Source organism: Danxiaibacter flavus, assembly GCF_041060425.1.
GTDB lineage: Bacteria > Bacteroidota > Bacteroidia > Chitinophagales > Chitinophagaceae > Danxiaibacter > Danxiaibacter flavus.
In genome coordinates this window covers 599,097-616,451 of record NZ_JAULBC010000002.1, presented here as the reverse complement: position 1 = coordinate 616,451, position 17,355 = coordinate 599,097, and the positions used below count along the sequence as shown (strand labels likewise).

Annotated in this window: 14 protein-coding genes; 9 read left to right on the top strand and 5 right to left on the bottom strand. The window is 41.5% G+C overall.

The window, feature by feature from the left end; genetic code table 11:
• Window positions 1-57: 57 nt before the first annotated feature.
• The 3 genes from QTN47_RS08255 to QTN47_RS08245 form a co-directional block, all read right to left on the bottom strand.
• Window positions 58-696, bottom strand: a complete 639-nt coding sequence (locus QTN47_RS08255) for a DsbA family protein (RefSeq protein WP_369328874.1) — start codon at window positions 694-696, stop codon at window positions 58-60.
• A gap of 188 nt (window positions 697-884) precedes the next feature.
• Window positions 885-1,421, bottom strand: a complete 537-nt coding sequence (locus QTN47_RS08250) for an AAA family ATPase (RefSeq protein WP_369328873.1) — start codon at window positions 1,419-1,421, stop codon at window positions 885-887.
• Between the two features lie 34 nt (window positions 1,422-1,455).
• Window positions 1,456-2,070, bottom strand: a complete 615-nt coding sequence (locus tag QTN47_RS08245) for a TetR/AcrR family transcriptional regulator (RefSeq protein WP_369328872.1) — start codon at window positions 2,068-2,070, stop codon at window positions 1,456-1,458.
• Window positions 2,071-2,146: 76 nt separating this feature from the next.
• On the opposite strand from QTN47_RS08245, the gene QTN47_RS08240 reads away from it, so the two are divergent.
• Window positions 2,147-3,301, top strand: a complete 1,155-nt coding sequence (locus tag QTN47_RS08240; protein WP_369328871.1) for an FAD-dependent monooxygenase — start codon at window positions 2,147-2,149, stop codon at window positions 3,299-3,301.
• Window positions 3,302-3,550: 249 nt separating this feature from the next.
• On the opposite strand, the gene QTN47_RS08235 is transcribed toward QTN47_RS08240, so the two are convergent.
• Entirely contained in the window at window positions 3,551-5,143 is a 1,593-nt protein-coding gene (locus tag QTN47_RS08235; protein ID WP_369328870.1) for a S41 family peptidase, read from the bottom strand.
• A gap of 209 nt (window positions 5,144-5,352) precedes the next feature.
• Here QTN47_RS08235 and QTN47_RS08230 point away from each other — a divergent pair, with 209 nt between their 5' ends.
• From QTN47_RS08230 to QTN47_RS08210, 5 genes are all read left to right on the top strand, one after another.
• Window positions 5,353-6,195, top strand: coding sequence for an N-acetylglucosamine kinase (locus QTN47_RS08230; RefSeq protein ID WP_369328869.1), 843 nt, complete (start codon window positions 5,353-5,355; stop codon window positions 6,193-6,195).
• Window positions 6,196-6,411: 216 nt separating this feature from the next.
• Window positions 6,412-7,239, top strand: coding sequence for an N-acetylmuramic acid 6-phosphate etherase (murQ, locus tag QTN47_RS08225; protein ID WP_369328868.1), 828 nt, complete (start codon window positions 6,412-6,414; stop codon window positions 7,237-7,239).
• Window positions 7,240-7,406: 167 nt separating this feature from the next.
• Window positions 7,407-8,153, top strand: a complete 747-nt coding sequence (rlmB, locus tag QTN47_RS08220; protein ID WP_369328867.1) for a 23S rRNA (guanosine(2251)-2'-O)-methyltransferase RlmB — start codon at window positions 7,407-7,409, stop codon at window positions 8,151-8,153.
• Between the two features lie 242 nt (window positions 8,154-8,395).
• On the top strand, window positions 8,396-9,409 hold the full coding sequence (locus tag QTN47_RS08215) for a hypothetical protein (protein ID WP_369328866.1): 1,014 nt from the start codon (window positions 8,396-8,398) through the stop codon (window positions 9,407-9,409).
• On the top strand, window positions 9,396-10,256 hold the full coding sequence (locus QTN47_RS08210; protein ID WP_369328865.1) for a hydroxymethylglutaryl-CoA lyase-like TIM-barrel protein: 861 nt from the start codon (window positions 9,396-9,398) through the stop codon (window positions 10,254-10,256). Before QTN47_RS08215 ends, QTN47_RS08210 begins: the two co-directional genes overlap by 14 nt.
• A gap of 304 nt (window positions 10,257-10,560) precedes the next feature.
• Here QTN47_RS08210 and QTN47_RS08205 read toward each other — a convergent pair whose 3' ends face one another.
• On the bottom strand, window positions 10,561-11,268 hold the full coding sequence (locus QTN47_RS08205) for a FadR/GntR family transcriptional regulator (protein ID WP_369328864.1): 708 nt from the start codon (window positions 11,266-11,268) through the stop codon (window positions 10,561-10,563).
• Window positions 11,269-11,440: 172 nt separating this feature from the next.
• Between QTN47_RS08205 and QTN47_RS08200 the strand changes: the two genes are divergently transcribed.
• The 3 genes from QTN47_RS08200 to QTN47_RS08190 are packed head-to-tail and all read left to right on the top strand — an operon-like array spanning window position 11,441 to window position 17,281.
• Window positions 11,441-14,743 carry a SusC/RagA family TonB-linked outer membrane protein gene (locus QTN47_RS08200; RefSeq protein WP_369328863.1) on the top strand — a complete coding sequence of 1,101 codons (3,303 nt, stop codon included), beginning with the start codon at window positions 11,441-11,443 and terminating at the stop codon, window positions 14,741-14,743.
• A gap of 19 nt (window positions 14,744-14,762) precedes the next feature.
• On the top strand, window positions 14,763-16,298 hold the full coding sequence (nanU, locus tag QTN47_RS08195) for a SusD family outer membrane lipoprotein NanU (RefSeq protein WP_369328862.1): 1,536 nt from the start codon (window positions 14,763-14,765) through the stop codon (window positions 16,296-16,298).
• Between the two features lie 41 nt (window positions 16,299-16,339).
• Window positions 16,340-17,281 (top strand): dihydrodipicolinate synthase family protein, encoded by a 942-nt coding sequence (locus QTN47_RS08190; protein WP_369328861.1) that lies wholly within the window; start codon window positions 16,340-16,342, stop codon window positions 17,279-17,281.
• Window positions 17,282-17,355: the final 74 nt, after the last annotated feature.

Genomic DNA, 17,355 nt, shown 5'->3' with positions numbered 1-17,355 from the left:
GAACGAGACGTTGCGGTGCAACGTTTTTTTAGAACGAGACGTTGCGGTGCAACGTCTCTACAGTTCTGTCAAAACATTATCAATCGTGTTTTTAAATTGTTCGTATTCCGTAAATCCGCGCGTTAACAAATAAAATTTTGATTCGCTAACCTGCAAAAACGCGGTTGGAAAACCTGTTACCTGTAACTGTTTACACAACGCAAATTCGTAATAGGCTTTTTCTTTGTATGCTTCATCACGCAGCTTGCGGTAAAAATCCTCTGCATCTATTTGATATTTCTCCAGCAAATGCCGGTAGGCTTCATCGTCGCACAAATCCCTTCCTTCGTAATGTAATGCATATTGCAGATCGGCAGCAAAAGCCACCTGCTCATCAGGATATATCCCCTTAAAAATACACATAGCTATAGCAGGTTTTTCAGAACTGGGGAACCAGTCACTTTTATCCGGATTGAAAACATGCCAGAGATAATCCTGACCAAATTCAATGCCGGTGCGTTCTTCAACCGTTTTATATGCTTGTTGAATATAAGAAGCTGTAGCGCCAATAGCTACAGGCTTTTCTGTAATGATCATGCCGCCGGATAGCACTTCGAAGGCCAGGCGATCTTTATATTCTTCAGCAATTCTCTTAATGATCGGACTAAATCCGTAACACCAGCCACAATAGGCATCGTAACAATAATAGACTGTCATGAGGCAAAGATAAGGCCGTAAGACGAGTAAGACGAGTAAGACGTGTAAGACCGTAAGACCGTAAGACCGTAAGATGGTAAGACAGTAAGATAGTAAGGCAGTAAGATAGTAAGACAGTAAGATAGTAAGACAGTAAGATAAAGCCTGAAACCTGACATCTGAAACCTGATACCCCAACGCCTTACGCCTTAAACCTCACACCTCAACTCTTTCTTCACAAACTCCACCCTTTCCTCTACACCCTGCCGCGGCACTTCGATGGGAGTGTAGCCGCAATCTTCATAAACCTGCTTCATCAGGTGAAAAGTGTATTCCGCCTCCTGCCAGTCCTGTTTGCGCTCGGAATCTGTATGATAGATTTCTGGCCATGGAGGAAGAATAAATACTTTCTCGTTGTACCGGTAACGTGAAACGGCATCGGATAAATGCGCCGTAATTGGTAGGTTAATCAACCGATGATAGCACATAACATCCGGTATGCCACGGTCGAAAAATACAATACTATTGCCTGCAGGTGCTGCATTGTATGAAGCAAGGGATCCGTCCAGCATGAGCGCTGCATACAATTCCCTGTTTTTCCACGGCAAGCCCTCACCATTAGTAGCCGATTGCTCTCGAATGATCTCCCTTGCCACTTCGGGCATGCAAATAAAATTTACTTTTTGTAAGGCCTCAATTAGTGTCGTTTTGCCCGCACCCGGACCTCCGGTAATAACACAAAACATATTGTTTGTTAAAAGAGTTGCGCAAAGCTTGTTCCTATTGCGCTGAATAAAATTTCTTTATTCCTTTGGGAGTAAGATAAGGATAGAAGTTTGAGAAGAAGACGTCCGTAAAAACTTTTATGGCGTTCTTTCCTTTAGCATTGCCAGTTATTGCATTGCTGCTGAGCCAAAAATCTGCAGTGATAAATAATCTTGTGATCAGGTGATGATATTGTTCCTCTGGAATTTCCTTCCTGAAATAACCGGATTCTACAAGCTTATGGATAATGGCCATAAACTGTATTTTCCGTTGACTGTTTATCGCCGCATATTTTTTTCCTATCGCAGGAATACGCCTGGCTATTTCCACAAAATGCAGAAAAATAAACCGGTAGTTGTAAATCAATGGAAATGTTCGATGAACAGAAAGCCACAGTTCCTCCGGTGCAAGATACTCACCTGTTTCAAGTGCTGATACAAGCTGGTTGAATTCCTGGGTTAGATTGCTAAAGAGCGCTTCAATAATCGTATCCACATTTTTATAGTGATATTGAAGATTCCCCTGGCTGATTCCCATTTCCGTCGCGATGGATCTTGTCGTTACAGAATTTATTCCGTTCTCATTAAACAAGTTAAGCGCCGTTTGTAATATTATTTCTTTCGTTGACATAAATGTATTTTCAAAATTAGGTCAATTGACCTAATTTTGAAAAATATTCCTGATTTATTTAAATAAAAAACTCAATATGAAAGCTTTGATTATTGGCGGCGGCATTGGTGGATTAACAACTGCTATAGCATTAAAACAGAGAGGGATCAGCTTTGAAGTGTACGAGGCGGCGGAAGAAATAAAAGCAGTTGGTGCCGGTATCTGGCTCGGTGCAAATGCCATGAATATGTTCGAAAAACTTGGCGTTGCGGAGAAAATAAAAGCTTCATCTGTTTGTTTGAAGAAAGCGTACATCAAAGATTATAAAGGAAATATACTTCAGACGATAGATAACGAAGCATTGCTTGATAAATATGGACACACTTCACAAGCCATACACAGATCCACGTTGCAGAAAATCCTTGCGGAAGAAATGGGTAATGCTATCCAACTGAATAAGCGATGTGTATCTGTAGAGCAGAATAAAGATGGCGTAAAAGTTTGTTTTGCAGATGGAACAACAGCAGCAGGTGATTTGCTCGTCGGAGCAGATGGCATAAGATCCGTTATTCGCGAACAATATGTAACAAATGCTTTTTACAGGTATTCAGGACAAACCTGCTGGCGGGCAACGGTTAATATGCAACTACCAGAAAATGAAATTAATGAGGCTGCAGAAGTATGGGGTTATTCAAGTGGTTTGCGAGCCAGTTATTCACAAGTGGGAGAGAACCAGGTGTATTTCTGGTACACAAAAGCTATGCCTGAGGGTAACCAGCTATCTAACGGAGATGCCTTGGCGCTTATTAAAAAAGATCTGAAACACTTTTACGGTAATATGAATGTTGTTGTTGACAATATAGACCCTGCGATGCTGATAAAAAGCGACCTGTATGATTTTCGACCAATTGATAAATGGTTCAACGGGAGAATTGTGTTGATCGGTGATGCGGCACACGCAACAACACCCAATCTTGGGCAGGGCGCCAGCCAGGCTATTGAAGATGCCTGGGTTTTGGCCGGCTGCTTAAAAGTGAATCAAACAATTACTGGTGCGTTTGAACAATACCAGCATCTTCGCATGAAAAGAGCAAAGAAAATTGTGAAAACATCTTACCAGATTGCCAGGGCTACAAATTTTAAGAGTGGCTTTGCCCGGGCGCTGAGAAACTTTCTTATAAAGAATACGCCGGCATCAATCACACAAAAACAGTTTGAAATGCTGTACAATGTGAACTACGAAATTGGGTGAATGTGCGAATGTGCAAATTTGTAGATGTGCAAATATGCGAATGTGTAAATGTGCGAATGTGCAGATCTGCGAATTGAGATTACAAAAAAATATCTGAAATGAATGAAAATTAAAAAGCTCAATAAACTTTTCTTTATTGAGCTTTCTAATTTCCAGGCTTTATGTGTCTATCAACTTAGATATCTGTATACATCCGGATTTTACAACCGCATTTGCACATTCACACACATGCAAATGCGCACATTCTCCTTACTTCACTGCCTCCAGCGCCTTACTTATCATCGGGTCAGTGATATTGTTCACTTCAAAAAATCCTTCAGTTCTCCAGATCTGGCGGGCAATTAGTGCTTGCAATCTTTTAAGCATATCAGTTTTTGCAGCAGTTGGAACTGTGGCAAGATCGATTGAATCTTTTTGTGCTGCAGATTCCAGTTGTTGCCATTCTTTTTCTCCCGCAGTAAACCCTTTGGCAAAGTCGACCGGAGATTTAAAAGACTGCAAATAGCTTTTATTCTGTATATAGTAGTTGTACACAAACTTGTTCAAAGTGCCTTTCATGTACATTTTGGTTATTTCTTTTGGTTGGGTTGTTGTGTCAAAAGGAACAAACACATCTGGTGTAATTCCGCCACCGCCATATACCAAACGTCCTGCCGGTGTTTTATATGCTTTTCCGGACGGTTTGCTTGTATCGCCCATCACTACTTCTCCATTATGAAAACGTTCTATCAGCTCGTCCTCGTAGGCATCTTTACCTTTGTTGTAGGGTTTTTGAATATTCCGTCCGAGCGGTGTGTAATAACGCGCTATTGTTAACCTTAGTGCAGAACCGTTAGTGAGCATAAATTGTTGCTGAACCAGGCCTTTACCGAAAGTTCTGCGGCCAATGATCGTTCCTCTGTCCCAATCCTGTAAGGCTCCGGAGAGAATTTCACTTGCAGATGCAGATGTTTCATCAACCAATACCGCAAGTTTGCCGCTTTCAAAAAGACCGTCACGCTTACATTTGTACTCCATTCTGGGAACGTGCGTGCCTTCTGTATATACGATCATTTTTTGATCGTTCAGAAATTCATCAGCAATATCTGCTGCTTCCTGTAGAATACCGCCACCGTTGCCTCTCAGGTCTAGTACAAGGCTTTTCATGCCCTCTTTTTGTAGCTTTTCCAGGTTCTGCATAAATTCCTCATACGTTGTTTCGGAAAATTTATTGATGCGAATAAAACCTGTCTGCGGAGTTAGCATATATGCAACGTCTACCGATGGTAAAGGAATAGTTCCTCTTTCAATATCGATCTTCTTTATCTCAGTACCTCTCAAAACAGTAATGCTCACTTTGGAGCTTCTAGGTCCGCGTAACAGGTTGCGGATCTCATCCGGTTTAATCTTGATGCCTGCTATTTTAGAAGTGTCATTTACAGTAATGATTTTGTCTCCAACCTGCACCCCGGCTTTATAAGATGGTCCGTCAGCAAGTACGTTCAGTACATTCACTGTATCATTAAATATCTGGAATTCAACGCCAATGCCTTCAAAATTGCCCTGCAGATCCTCGTTCACTTCCATCAGGTCCTTAGCAGGTATATATACCGAATGAGGATCAAGATGGGCCAGCATGTCCTGGATTACAAAATCATTAATACTATCCGGAATATTGTCAACATACTTGCTTTTTACAAGATCCATTATTTCCTGAAGTGTGCTTCTTTTTGTATTTCTCAGAAAGGTCATGTTATTGCCATTTCCCACATCTCCCTTAAGCTTAAACCCGAGCCACATTCCCGCTGTTAAAACAACAGCCATCAGAAACGGAAGCCCAATTTGTAATTTTTTATTGTTCATAAAAGTTGCTTCTTTGTACCTTAATTCTACAGAACACGAATATCACTATTAAATATTCACGTCAAAATAGTTTAATGTTAACATCGTGTTTTTGTGCGCTGAGTGGCAAAATGAGGGCCTTGAAGGCAGATTTTCAACAATCCGCAAACAATATCCAATGTAAACACTTACTTTTTAATGCTTCCTTACCGGAAGATAAATAAATTTTTATGGGTACAAAATTGATAGCAGACAGCGGTTCTACCAAATGTGAGTGGAGTTTTTTACAAGAAGGCAAAAAAAAGAAGATAGTTACACAAGGGATAAGCCCTTACTTTTTAAACAATGAGCAGATAATTGCAGTTCTGCAAAAAGAGCTGCTCCCCAGGCTGCGGAAGGTTGAAGTTGATGAAATCTATTATTACGGGACCGGACTTGCGAACCCGGATAATGCGAAATTGTTGAAATCTGTTTTTAAAAAATTGTTTCCCGCTGCTAAAGTGCAGGCCGAAATTGATCTGCTTGCGGCAGCCCGCGCGCTTTGCGGCAGCGAAAAAGGTGTGGTTTGTATTTTGGGGACAGGGAGCAATTCCTGCTATTATAACGGCAAAAAAATTATCAAAAACAGTCCCGGATTGGGATATGTGCTTGGTGATGAGGGCAGTGGCGCTTATATGGGCAAGAAAGTTATTCAACATTACCTCTATAATACTTTTGATGAAGATCTTATGTCGCGCTTTGTAGCCAGATTTCAGACAAATGCTTCTGAAATTTTGGAAAAGGTTTATAAATGGCCCCAGCCCAATCGTTACCTGGCTTCATTCGCGCTCTTTCTTGCAGAAAATAGAGGTCATTATATGATTGAAAACATTATTGAAGATAGCCTGAATGATTTCTTTTTTAACCATTTATACAAATACAGGGAAAGCTGGACATTACCCATTAGTTTTGTCGGCGGCATAGCTTACGGCTTTAAAGACGTGCTGAAAGACATGTGCTACACGTACGAACTGGAATTAGGCAGGGTGTTGAAAACGCCTATGGACGGGCTGATTGAGTACCATGGTGAATAGTGAAGCATGAATGGTGAAAGGTGAGGCAGGGTGTTGGTCTAAGTACGAATTACGAGGTACGAAGTACTTAGATTTGAGCAGGTTCACTTCTGGTAACAACGTAGAAGTGAATAGTGAGCATGCCTGCACCAAACGTACTTCGTACTTAAAATGGCTTATTAGAATCAATATATAAAAAACTCGCTGACGGCTAAAAGCTGACAGCTAATAGCTTTTATGTCACAATTTGTAAAAGTAACTGAACAACCATCCCTTTACAGGCATTTGGAAAAAATGTCGGTGAAAGAGCTGATCACACATATCAACGAAGAGGACCAGAAAGTACCTCTGGCAGTTGAAAAAGCATTGCCGCAGATAGAAAAATTAATAACTGCAATAGCTGATAAAATGCTTGCAGGCGGCAGGTTGTTTTATGTTGGCGCAGGAACAAGCGGAAGATTGGGCGTGCTTGATGCAAGTGAATGTCCGCCTACTTATGGTGTGCCTTTTGGGCTGGTGCAGGGCGTGATTGCTGGTGGTAGAGATGCGATTATCCGTTCAATTGAGGATGCCGAGGATGACACTGAACAGGCCTGGATTGATCTGAAAAATTTTGGTATTTCCGATAAGGATTTTGTTGTTGGTATAGCAGCCAGCGGAACTACGCCCTATGTTATCGGCTGTTTGCACAAATGCAGGGAAAATGGTGTATTAACCGGAGCCATTGCATGTAATGATAACAGTCCTATGGCGGCTGAAGCTGATTTTCCGGTTGAGGTGGTCGTAGGGCCTGAATTTGTTACCGGCAGCACAAGAATGAAAAGCGGCACTGCACAGAAACTGATTCTGAACATGATCTCTACAACAGTAATGATACAGTTGGGCAGGGTAGAGGATAACACCATGGTGCATATGCAACTGACCAATGACAAGTTGGTTGATCGTGGTGCGAAAATGGTGATGGATAAGCTTGGTATTACTGACTATGACCAGGCAAAGTCACTGTTGCTTAAACATGGCAGTGTTATTAAGGCGATAGAGGAAGTGAGAGGAAGGCAAATGTAAGATGTTAGATGTACGATTTTAGATGTACGGGTCAAATGTAAGATGTTAGATGTGCGATTTTAGATGTTGAATGTGTGATGTCTAATGTCTGGCTATGTGAGATGTAACGAATAATTAATGCTGTAGCCAAAGCTCATAGCTGATGGCTGACAGCTGAAAGCTTATATATGTTTCAATCAAAGAAGAATATTATTGCAGGGCGTAATCCGGTAGTGGAAGCGCTGAAAGGTGGTCAGCGTATTGACAAAGTACTGATGTTCAAAAACGCCAGTGGCGATGTAATTAACGAGATAAGACAGCTCGCGAAAGATAACAATGTACCGGTTCAATATGTACCGAATGAAAAACTGAAAGCGCTTACAAACGTGCAGCATCAGGGTGTGCTTGCTTTTAAGGCCTCAGTTGTTTACCAGGACTTACAACAGGTGATCGACTGGTTGAATGATCAGGGACAGGCACCTTTGTTTGTGATGCTGGATGGCGTTACCGATGTACGTAATATAGGCGCCATTGCGCGTAGCGCGGTATGCTGCGGCGCACAAGCTATTATTATCCCTGACAAAGGTGTTGGAGCACTTAATGAAGACGCAATGAAAAGCAGCGCTGGTGCGCTTGAGCGCATTCAGATATGTCGTGTAAATAGTCTTATGAAAGCTGTAGATACGCTTCATCTGAACGGCATTAAAGTATTTGCAAGCGAAATGGAAGCCAGGACAAAGCTGTATGATCTGGGACTTACAGAACCTTGTTGCATTGTAATGGGCGGAGAAGAAAAAGGTGTTTTTCCGGCTTTGATGAAAATATGTGATGAACAGTTCAAAATTCCAATGGCCGGCGATTTTGAATCACTAAATGTATCTGTTGCAGCCGGCATGATATTATACGAAGCCATGAAGCAACGCACCATTTCCTAAACCTATTATATCCTGCTATGCTTAAATCTTTATTAAACTAATATTAATGTCAGTTGATTAATAGCGCATTACAGTTTAAAAAAATGAAATTGTGACTTTGGCTGTAAAAGAATTATTTCCGATATAATCTTTTAATTATATTTCAATATTGTTAGCCGTATTTTATTCCAGGGTTATTTGCGCAGGTAGTTGGAGGCCTTTAAAATAACCAGGATTTTGACCCAGATATTAATCCGTTGCCCATGCAAGCTTTAGAATTGCAAACCGGTTTCTTTAAACTTATTAAAGAACGGTTACCTGCCCATATGTCACTGGTACATGAGATAGCTCAATTGCTTAACATCAGCAGCGATAGCGCTTATCGCCGCATACGAGGTGAAAAAACACTGCGCTTTGATGAAATTCAGTTACTCGTTTCCCACTTTAAGATTTCGCTCGATCAGTTTTTTCAATTGCCGTCCGATACTTATTTCTTTTTTGGCGATCTGCTGGAAAAAAATAAAATGGATATCAGGAAAACTTTCAGGAGTCTGAATGAGCATTTATCGATCGTATTACATTCCTACAAAAAAGAAATCACTGGTTATTTCAACGATATACCTTTTTTGTACAGCTGTAACTTTTTGCCATTAGCTGCCTTTCAATGCTATCTGCTTGAAAAGAAATTAATGAACGGAACCGAACCGGGTGAAGCAAAATTCAGAGTATCTGCTTATGGAAACTCTCTAGGCCTGGAGTTGGATAAAATGGCCGATGCATACTCACTTATTCCATCCCGTGAAATATGGAATGCCGGTTTTATGGATCATACGCTTAATCAAATGGAGTATTGCATTGCGAAAGGGTTGTTTGCTTCAGACAGTGATTTGAATGCAGTAAGAGATAGTATGGCAGGATTGATTGATCTTTTGGAAAATCAGTCATTGAAAAAATCCAAGACTGTATCAACCAAAACGATAAGCGAAAAAAACGAAGCTGAATGCCTGATGTATATCAATTACGATTTGCCTTTAAGCGACATGCTCCTGGTAGAAGCGGACGATCTTAGAATCGTCGGCTTGCAGCACAACATCATTAACTATGCATTTACCAGTGATGATTATTTTGTAAAATATACAAAGAATAGTATTGAGCATGTGATAAATGCATCTATAAGGCTGGATACGCTTAGTCCGGATGCTCATCAACATTTTTTTAATACCTTGCGTAAGACGCTTTACGATAAAAACGCAAGGAATGGTTATGCCTACTATTGAGCTTGTTGAATGTTCAAGAGATGCAATGCAAGGGTGGCCACGCATCATTGATACTGCTGAAAAAATAGCTTATCTGAATAGCCTGCTTAAGGTTGGTTTTGATGTGCTTGATTTCGGTAGTTTTGTTTCCCCGAAAGCCGTACCTCAAATGGCTGATACGGAGGCCGTGTTGCAGGGGCTTGATCTGGCAGGCAGCAGAACCAAACTGCTGGCCATTGTTGCAAATCTTCGCGGAGCTTCAGCAGCGGCCGAATTTGAGCACATAACGTATCTTGGATTTCCTTTCTCCATTTCACCCACATTTCAGTTAAGAAATACCAATAGTTCAATCGGGAAAAGTGTAACTACCATTGAAGAGATCCAGGAGCTCTGTGTAAAGAATAATAAAACGCTTGTTGTTTACCTCAGTATGGGATTTGGAAATCCTTATGGAGATCCCTATAATGAGGAGATCTTATTTAAATGGGCTGATGAAATGGTGGCAAGGGATGTTGAATTTATTTCCCTGGCTGATACTGTTGGATTGGCGATGCCGGATCAAATTACAGGGGCATTAAATGCCTTGTTGCCTGCGTACAAACATGTAAAGTTTAGTGTTCATCTGCATTCGCGAATGGATAACCGTGCAACAAAAATTGATGCTGCAATAGCTGCGGGCTGTACAAGATTTGAGGGTGCACTAAAAGGTATTGGAGGATGTCCGTTTGCTCAAGATGAATTAGTTGGGAATATTGATACAGCGTACTTAATCCGATTGTTTGAAGAAAAACAAATGTTGGGATCTATAAATCATACAGCTTTAAACACAAGCCTTGAAATGGCTGAAAAGATTTTCAGCGGGTTTTAGATCCGGTATGATGTTCGTGAGCTTTATTGGGATGCAATCATCAGTAAACGTGTACCTTCCCGAACTGAATATTTTATCTTCTCTTTTTACGTTCTTTCGGCTTGATCCAAAAGAACCCCCGCCTGAATGACTAGTCGGGTAGGAAAAGATCAAGGCAAACATCCGCCCGGATGCGGTCGTACGGACGGGCGAATTGCCGGAAACGGAAATGCCGTTTATCACGCTGTTCATTTTTTACTTTTAAATTATTCCACCGCGCTCCACTCCGAGAGAAACGTACTACGTATAACTTAGAACATACAACTCATTCAAACAGCCGCGCAAAATGATTCTCCAAATGGTTTCTCATTGCGTTTCTGAATAATTCAGGCGATCCATCTTCAATAATATCAACCAGTCCTTTGTGGGATACGAATTTTTTTAAGCTCCCCGGTTTTTTTAACAGCCCGCTGTGGTGCACATAGTCAAAAATAGGTAGAAGCATTTTCTGGAATTTCTTCATGGTATTGTTGCCTGTTATTTCATACAGTTTACCATGAAAAGCAATTTCATGTTCAATATTGAATAAGTGATACTGCGTTGCAGGAGGTTCATTGCGCACAATTTCTTTCAGGTCCTCAATATCCTTTCTTGTAATGCGCTGAAAAATGAAATCGGCCATACCAATTTCCAGCACAAGCCTTATTTCAAACATTTCCTTCAAGGTCTCCTGGTCAAGAATATGCGGGTTCATACTCTTACTCATCACGCCAAAAAGATCAGGGCTGGTAATAACGGCACCTTTCTTCTTTTTAGATTCTATCAACCCCATCACCTTAAGCCTTAGCAAAGCTTCTCTTATAACCGTCCGGCTCACGCCAAGCGTTTCAGCCAATTCAAGCTCCTTCGGAATTGAATCACCCACTTTTAGCTTTCTTTCCTGCAATAAAGCCACAAGGTTTGCCTCTACTTTATCGACCAAAGAACTGGTGTCGATAGATTTAAAACTCTTCTTGATCTCTTCAATCTCCATAGATATGTATTACTTAAAGCAAAAGTAGATAAACAGATTACAATTTCAATATTTTTTCAAATCACTGGAAATCACTTGTCTCGCAATAATTTAAGAAAAATCACTAAAAATTATTTGGTCAAGTTAATTTTACTTCTACCTTTATTATGTCATACATAATAAATTTTAAGCCATGGCTAACAAACTTGCTTGTTTTTTAATTCTACTCACTTTAAGCTGTTCACTTTTTGTGTTACAGGCGAAAGCACAAACCGGGAAAGTAACCGGTAAAGTGCTATCTGAAAATGGCTCCGCGCCGCTTCAAGGAGCAAATGTTAACGTTAAAGGAAAATTGACCACCGTCGAAACTGGTCCTGATGGATCCTTCACCATTCAGGCATCCGATGATGACATCCTCGTCATTAGTTATGTAGGCTATGTAAAAAAGGAGACGCCGGTGGCTGGCAAGACTTCCTTTTCTATCAGTCTGAGCCAGCAGGATGCTAAACTGGATGAAGTGGTTGTTGTTGGTTATGGCACCCAATCAAGGCGTAATGTAACCAGTTCAATTGCCAAACTTGATAACGCTGTTCTGCAAAATGCACCGCGCGCAAACGTGGGAGGTGCACTCCAGGGTACTGTTCCCGGTTTGCAGGTGGTAAACGCAAGTGGCGCTCCCGGAGCTGCTCCTTTAATTCTGTTACGGGGTGGGGCTTCTATTAATAGTCCCGGTGCTCCGCTGGTGGTTGTTGATGGTGTTATCCGTCCGTTTAATGACATCGCTGCGGAAGATATCGCTTCCATTGAAGTGTTGAAAGATGCCGCTTCCACGGCTATTTACGGCGCCCGGGCAAGTAATGGTGTAATTCTTATTACAACTAAACAGGGTAAAGCCGGCGCTGCACAGATCTCGTATAAATTCACCGGAGGGTATAACAAAAGAAGAGATGGCTACGAGTACATGAATGCGAAAGATTATATCTACTACAATCGTTTAGGCAATCTGAATGCAGGCAGAACCTTAAATGCAGTAAATGGCTCCAGAGGATATGGCTTGCTTACCGATGCAGCCAATCTTGCTTCTTTCGATATAAGAGCGTATACACCGGATAATTCAAATTTGCTTTCGATGGGCTGGGATACGGTTGGTGATCCCTATGGAGGAACGATTATTTTTAAAGATCATGGTAAAGAAATTGAAAACCTGGTATTCAGAAACACTTACACGCAAGATCACTACGTAAATGTGACCGGAGGTAATGATAGAGGTCGCTATTTCGCCAGCTTCGATTATTACAATGAAGATGGTGTGATTGTAGGCTCAAGCTATAAGAGATATTCAGGTGATTTAAGTGGCTCCTACAAAATAAAACCAAATGTGGAAGTTGCAACCGGTGTAACACTCTCTACTTCTTCGCAAATTGGTGCATTAGCTTCGGATGCAAATACACTATACAGATCAATGGCATTGTGGCCAACTTTTAATCCCTGGCTGGATTCTGCTAAAACAAAACCCAATCCGGGAAACAGCATCAGCGATGGTAATCCCCTTTACTGGTTAGGTAAATATAAAAGAAGCAATGAAGTGAATCGCATTGCGGCAAATGCATCTGTTAAATGGGACATTCTGCCTGGTTTGTTTTTCAAGGCTTCCGGAAATATTTATTTACAGGAAACGGTAAACCAATCGTTCACTCAATTTACTCAAACCTATTCGCAGTTGTTTGGTAATCCGCCTTCGGGAGATACAACAAGAACTGCTACTGCAGCTTTTTCAAGGAACTTTCAGCAGACATATAATGGCATCCTGAACTATACCAAAAATTTTGGAAAACATGGTTTCAATGTTATGGTTGGAGCTGAGTCGTATAATATTAAATCCCTTGGCATGCAGGTGCAGGGTACCAAAGCGGCAACAGATAATATATCTACAGTAAATGCATCAACACTTTTTGCCGCTGGCAACAATACAAGTTCATCTTCGGAGTTTGCTATTCTTTCAACATTCGGAAGATTGAATTATGATTATGCGCAAAAGTATTTGCTTACTGTGGTGTTCAGGCGTGACGGTGTTTCGAGCCTGGCGGCGGCTAATCGCTATGGCGTTTTCCCGGGTATGTCTGCAGGATGGAACATGCACAAGGAAAAGTTCTATACAAAAGCGGGGTTGGATAGAATCGTTAACACATTTAAGCCACGTATAAGCTATGGCGAAAATGGCAACGTAAACCAGAACAGCATTGGACCATATGATGTGCAGGGTGTTTACAGTTCACAGGGAAACTATAACGGTAGCGCAGGATTTTTGAATACAGGTATTATAAATTCCAGCCTCGAATGGGAGAAAAGTAAAACAACAGATATTGGTGTTGACTTCAGCGTATTGAATAACAGGGTTACAGTGATGTTTGATTATTTCGACAGAAGATCTTATAACCTGCTTACGAATTTGGCACTGCCAAGCTATGCCGGATTCAGTTCTGTATTAACCAACTATGGAACCTTTCAGAACAAAGGCTATGAGTTTAATGTGAATGCCAACATACTTAACCTGTCAAACGGTTTTACCTGGAACATGAGTGCCAATGGCTCTTTTGTTAAGAATAAGATATTGCAGCTACCTGCAAACGGTCAACCCAATAACAGGCAGGGTGGTTTTGACGTATGGGATGAGCACACAAAGCAGTTGAAGCATGTGGGCGGCCTGCAGGAAGGATCTGCAATCGGCGATATTTACGCCTACAAACAGGTTGGAATTTTTAAAGATGATAAGGAGATTGCTGCTGTAGCGGGCAACCGTTATGATGCAGTTGCTAAAATTACGGGACCTAATCTGGCTGCAGGCTCCGGTGGACGCATCACGCCTGGTGATGTTAACTGGCTGGATGTAAAAGGCAATGATACAATTGATTCGCGTGACCAGGTTTATATCGGTAATATTTATCCTAAATGGACAGGTGGTTTCACTACAACTTTTGGCTACAAAGGCTTTACATTATACAGCAGATTTGAGTTTGCTTTAGGACATACAATTTACAACGATCTTGTTGCGAGAACATTGGGTAACTACCAGGGTACATTCAACTACATAACGCTGCAGAAAAGTGCATGGTCACCACAGCATACAGAAACAGATATTCCTAAAGTTTATTACGCGGACCAGGTGGTGGGCAGTAAGCAAAATTATACAAGAGGTAACAATGCAAACGCTGTGCTGAACGGTAATAACTCTCGCTTTTACGAGAAAGGAGATTACCTGGCATGCAGGGAAATTACACTTTCATACGATTTTGCAAGACAGTTACTCGCACATACAAAAGTACTTTCCCAGGCAAGGGTTTATGTAAGCGCCAATAATTTGTTCTATGTAACAAAATTCAGCGGACCAAGTCCTGAACCTCCTGTTGCGCAAGGAACAAGCTCTATCACGGGTGTGTATGTAGGTTCTTATCCCACACCAAAAACATTTGTATTGGGCGTGCAGGTTTCATTCTAAATCAATAATAAATCAACTCATGAAAAATAGATTAATAAAGTTGCTGTACGCAACAACCTTAATGGCTTTGATCACATCCTGCTCCAAGCAGCTTGATCTGACACCGGTGAGCAGCATAAGCGATGCAAACTATTGGCAAACTCCAGATCAGTTTGATGCTTTTGTAACGGGCATTCACGCACGATTCAGAACAGATAATTTGTCCATGCAATATCTCGGCGAAATGCGTGCAGACATCTTTGGTACAGATCCGGGAAATAACGGTGCATCCTTTACGGGAGAAGCCACGCAGGGGCTTGAACACATGTGGCTGCAAACGCTTGATCTGGATAACGCGCTGGTAAATAATTACGGAGGATTTTATTACAATATTGATCAGATCAATCTGCTGATCAGTAAGATCAAATCGACAAATGTAATTACTGGAACAAACAAGAGTTATTATTTGGGTGAAGCGTACGGCATGCGCGCATTCTACTATTTTCAGATGTACAGATCATGGGGAAACCTGGTGATACAGACTGATCCGGTTACTTCAATCAACGTAGGAAATCTGAACAAGCCTGCAGATTCCAGTGAGCAGGTAATGAAGCTGATCAAAGCTGATATTGACAGTTCTGCAACCAGTTTTGCGTCTGACTATTCGTTCAGAAACACAAAATCATTCTGGTCTAAGCCTGCCACATTAATGCTGAAGGCTGAAGTTTATTTGTGGACGAGCTATCGCGGAGGCGGCGCAAATGATGCCACTACTGCGTTAAATGCTTTGGATGAAATTCAAAACAATACAGCGCTTTCTTTATTGCCTTCTTATGCGAGTGTTTTTGCAACAGATAATAAAGGAAATAACGAAATTATCTTCGCATCGCGTTATAAGCTAAATGAGGCAACGCTGGGATTTGTACAGAACTCTTTTGTTCCTCAAACCGGGTTTATTGCCAATTATTACGATTCGCTGAACAGCCGGAAATTTACAGTTACTACGGATAACTGGGGTGGATTGTTGCGGGCGCCTGTGAAGACCTCAACCTACAGAATGTTTAATGACAGGGACAGCCGAAAGTGGTCATCTATCCAGGGCGCATATAACTTTACTGGCACTGACTACACTATCGCAGGGTGCTTCTCTAACAAATACCAGGGCGAACAAAATGCGGGTAACAGGCAGATGACAAACGATTTTCCTGTTTACCGTTATGCTGATCTGTTGTTGTTGAAAGCTGAAGCTAAAATTGCATTGGGACAAAGTCCTGCAACAGAAATCAATTTAGTGAGGGCGAGAGCTTATGGTACAAATTTCAATGCAGCTGTTGACGGATACCCAAATCAAACTATCGATGCAAACCCACGCGAAGCGATTTTGCAGGAACGTTTGTTTGAATTTGTCTTTGAAGGAAAACGCTGGTATGATTTAAGAAGAATGGGTGATAATTTTGTTTACGAACATACAACGTTGCAGCCGTCCCAATCGTACAAGCTTTTATGGCCGATAGACCGGAACTCGCTAATCAACAACAGGCTTTTGACCCAAACTCCGGGATATACAACGTTTTAATGATCAGGAATTTCAACGGCATCAATAATAAAACAATTTAGATGGAACATTTAGAAGGATTAATTGCGGCGCCCTTTACGCCTATGCATAGTGATGGAAGCATAAACCCGGAACTTATACCTGCATACTATCGTTTTTTGAAAGCGAATGGAAATACCGGCGCATTTATTTGCGGCTCAACCGGAGAAGGTGTTTCTCTTACGTTAGAGGAGAAGAAGATCATAGCAAATGCCTGGGCCGATTGCGCAAAAGGAGATGCGGCATTCAAGGTGATTACGCTTGTGGGTGGGACGTGCATAGCGGATGCAATAGTGCTTACAAAGCACGCAAGGGAAATAGGATTAGATGCAGTGGCGTTTACCGCTCCGTTTTATTTCAGACCTGCTAATGTGCAAATGCTTGCTGCTTCATGCATTGCAGTTGCGGGTGCGGCGCCGGATCTGCCTTTTTATTACTATCATATTCCTGTGTTGACCGGGGTTAATTTTCCAATGATCTCCTTACTGGAGGAACTTGATGGACAGTTGCCGAATCTTGCAGGCATAAAGTATACACATGAAGATTTTATGGACTTTCTATCCTGCCTGAATTTCCGCGAAAATAAATACGACATGCTTTGGGGAAGAGACGAAAATTTGTTAGCGGCGCTGGCTGTAGGCGCAAAAGGAGGGGTGGGAAGCACCTTCAACTATGCTGCTCCGTTATATCATGAGTTGATAGACGCTTATAACAACGGAGATATGGAAACTGCCAGGAAAAAGCAACAGCAGTCAATTGATATGATTGCGCTGCTCGGTAAGTACGGGGGTATAGCTACCGGAAAAGCCTATATGAAATTGGTTGGTCTGGATTGCGGTCAGTTCCGGTTGCCGGTGAAAAATTTGACGGACGAGCAATTTACTTTGTTTAAGAAAGATGCCGAAGCACTTGGTTTCCGCGAATTTCAATCACAAATGGTTAATGAGCTATTAACAAACAAATAGAAGTTACAATTTAATAACCAGTTTTTAAGATGCTACAAAAACTGGACAGATTCGAGATTAGGTACTTCGTACTT